We start from the raw sequence: 512 nt of genomic DNA on the forward strand, positions 1-512 counted from the left end.
AACGCCCTCTGATGGCGTTACTTGCGAAAGAAGGCGACCTAGTACAGCAAACCAAAGAGGGTTTTGTCGATCTCGCTGAAAGCTTGGTGGCTGGTGCTCGCAACATGATCGGTATCGGTGTCGCAACTGCGGCGGCAGGTACGGTTGTTGGCGTTGTGACACTAACCGGCATCGGCTTGGTGATGACGGATTTTGTTGAGTTTATCTCTGGCGGTAGTGTCATCCTAATGTTGCTGTTTACTGCGGTTATCAGTCTGATTCTCGGTATGGGTCTGCCTACCACAGCAAACTACATTGTAGTATCAACGCTAATGGCGCCAGTTATCGTAACGCTCGGCGCAGCGCATGGTCTTATCATTCCACTGATTGCGGTGCACTTGTTCGTGTTCTATTTCGGTATTCTCGCCGATGATACACCACCGGTCGGTCTGGCTGCCTTTGCCGCTGCAGCAATCGCGAAGTCCGATCCAATTCGTACCGGTATCCAAGGCTTTACCTACGATATTAGAACC

1 protein-coding gene is annotated in these 512 nt (G+C 51.4%); it reads left to right on the forward strand.

Going from position 1 to position 512, the window contains the following annotated elements; translation table 11 throughout:
• Positions 1-512: TRAP transporter large permease subunit (locus R8O11_RS31405; protein ID WP_318195416.1), on the forward strand; the 512-nt coding region annotated here is incomplete at both ends.

This window comes from Vibrio sp. 1288 (genome assembly GCF_033344475.1).